This is a genomic window from Lacticaseibacillus hulanensis (assembly GCF_004010095.1).
Lineage (GTDB): Bacteria > Bacillota > Bacilli > Lactobacillales > Lactobacillaceae > Lacticaseibacillus > Lacticaseibacillus hulanensis.
The window spans coordinates 1-2421 of record NZ_RRYD01000054.1 but is presented as its reverse complement, the minus strand read 5'-3'; the positions used below and the strand labels follow the sequence as shown (position 1 = coordinate 2421).

The following is a 2421-nucleotide window of genomic DNA, read 5'->3' as shown; positions in this document are numbered from 1 at the left end:
TGAAACACCAAAGCAGCGCAGTCCCGTGTGAATCATGGGATTACGCTGCTTTTTTGAAATTCTATGAATAATCCAGGTTAAAGGTAGCTCCCTCTTTGAGAACTTCTTTTCAAAAAATAAAAAAAATGTTATCATTCTTAACAATTCTATTGCAGGGGGAAAAAGCATGAAAAAGACAAAATTATTAAGTTCAATCTTAATTGCCAGTAGCATAGCAATTAATACCGCTCCTATAGCTGTATCTGCTGATACTTCAATCTCTAATACTTCCGTCACCTCCGATTCTACTACCCTATCAACTGAACAAATTAATAAATTAAATAGTTATGTACAAATCGAAAATGGCAAAATGATATTAAACATCCCCTCGAACAGTGGTCTAACCACTCAGCAAATCGAACAAGCTAAGCAAGTTATTGATCAATTTAATTTACAAGCTAGCAATAATGGTGTAATTATAGACGCTGGAAATAGCTCGCAAACAGCATCAGCCCCATCGTTTGGCGTCATGCGTGCCAAACGATATCGGTACTATACGGCCAATGGTTATGAATACCGTGATAGTAAAGGCCATTGGCACTATGTAGTTACTAAATCACCATTTGAAGCCGCATTTGGGGTAGCATTACATGGCTGGGAAGGCGCCCTTGGTGGTTCATGGAAATCAGGACATGAAAAATAAGGAGATGTCATCTAATGAGCTTTTTTAAAAACAACACAAAACGAATACCTACTGAAGTGAAATTACTTACTGATATACAAAATGCTTTAGCTGATGCACCAACTACTGAAGAAAAACCATTTTTACTAGAAGCTGAACAAGCCTTAAAAGAGAAAAAATATTTGCCAAAAATTTTAAGTGATTTACAATTTTTTTTAACGCCCCTAGCGATAAAATCTGCCCTATCCCCAAAAGTTAAAGTTATCTATTTGAATCTTATCTCAGATAAATATCAAACTAGTACAACGGGTAGTGGTATTGGAATGATTTTTGGTGGTTTTAGCGGATTTGGTGGTCACTAGAAAGACCATATCACTAATTAGAGATATTAAAGATAAAAAGGCTGACACCTGTTTAAGGGTGTCAGCCTTTTTATCTTTAATATCTCATTTGTTCCTTCTAGCAATTAAATTACGTTTTAGCACAACTCCAATTTATTTGGAGAAATGAGGTTGGCTTTATATCAACGTTTATGAGCATAATAGGTGAGTAAAAAGTACATGACTGGTTGAAGGGAGATTCAAAATGATTTATACATCAGGATATTTTATTGCTTTTTTAGGTCTGATAATTATGTTGTTTAATTTCAAGGATTTATATCCAAAGTTAAATATATGGTGTCGCTTGGGCTTTATCCTTTTATGCCTTGGTCTTATTTTACCTATGCTTTTTGGATTTATTACTGGTTTTATAAACAATCACTAAATTAAACCGTCCGTAAATTTTGTAAAGCAAAATAAATGCGCACTTACACACCACAATTAAAATTGCTGGTGTTTGTGCAAAACCCTTGTATCAGAAGTCGGCTAGCCGACAACAAAAAAGGCGCTCAATTTGAGCGCCTAACTTCTAAATCAAAAAACATTTTATTTACTTTTTGCAAAAACAGAATAGCCTATAGAAATAATTCCCACTGCCAAAAACAAAAATGAAAACGAACCAGACAATACTAGATTATTATTGCTTGCAACAAAATTAATAAATGGCTCTTTTGCAAAAACTCCCAACAACAATGCAGCAAAAAGAGAAATAACCCCAATAATCCGCAAAAATATTTTTTTATTCATTCCCAATCTCCTTATTCTCTAAAATTTCGCCAGTCTCTTTGTTTATATCGCCTCTGCCGTACTTGCGTTCCTGATAAACAGCATCGAAATACAGCCTTATCAGTCCAGTATGAGCACGTAAAACCGAATTGACGACTTTAATACCGGGCATGCCATATTCTGAACCATGAGCTTTTAAAAAGCGTCTCAGTTCACGCATATTTGCCAAATTATGGTCATCAATCAAATCACAAACATCATTCAGCATGTCGTCTTTGTCTTCAACATCAAGCGTAATATAGCGATCAATATCAAAATTGTTCAGCAAAGTAATGTCGCGCTTGCTGTACTTGTGCTTATTTTTAGCAATAGCGTCTTTAGATTCATGTGTCAGATACAAATACATATTTTCCACACTCTGAACAACTATTTGTACTTTAGCAACGCTCTTATCGCCTAAAGCGCGCTTAATTTTCAAACGAACGCTTTCTGCTGTAACAGGATTTTTAGAGATATAAATAACGTGATAATGGGCTTTTTCCTGGATTATTCACCTCGGTATTTGGTACATGAAATAGCATCTGGCCGGTCTGAAAGCAACGTTTGGAGCGTTGCGAATACTGACTGAGCGGAGAAGTTGGTGATCGATGCACC

Annotated in this window: 3 protein-coding genes and 1 pseudogene; 2 read left to right on the top strand and 2 right to left on the bottom strand. The window is 35.6% G+C overall.

What is annotated here, in order from left to right; genetic code table 11:
* Positions 1-166 precede the first annotated feature (166 nt).
* Positions 167-682, top strand: coding sequence for a garvicin Q family class II bacteriocin (locus EKN00_RS11070; RefSeq protein WP_127850216.1), 516 nt, complete (start codon positions 167-169; stop codon positions 680-682).
* A gap of 14 nt (positions 683-696) precedes the next feature.
* Entirely contained in the window at positions 697-1023 is a 327-nt protein-coding gene (locus EKN00_RS10630; RefSeq protein ID WP_127850215.1) for a bacteriocin immunity family protein, read from the top strand.
* A gap of 564 nt (positions 1024-1587) precedes the next feature.
* Here EKN00_RS10630 and EKN00_RS10620 read toward each other — a convergent pair.
* Positions 1588-1788 carry a hypothetical protein gene (locus EKN00_RS10620; RefSeq protein WP_127850214.1) on the bottom strand — a complete coding sequence of 67 codons (201 nt, stop codon included), beginning with the start codon at positions 1786-1788 and terminating at the stop codon, positions 1588-1590.
* Positions 1781-2308: pseudogene (locus tag EKN00_RS10615) on the bottom strand (replication protein); the annotation flags it as partial. The pseudogene EKN00_RS10615 and the gene EKN00_RS10620, both read right to left, overlap by 8 nt.
* Positions 2309-2421: the final 113 nt, after the last annotated feature.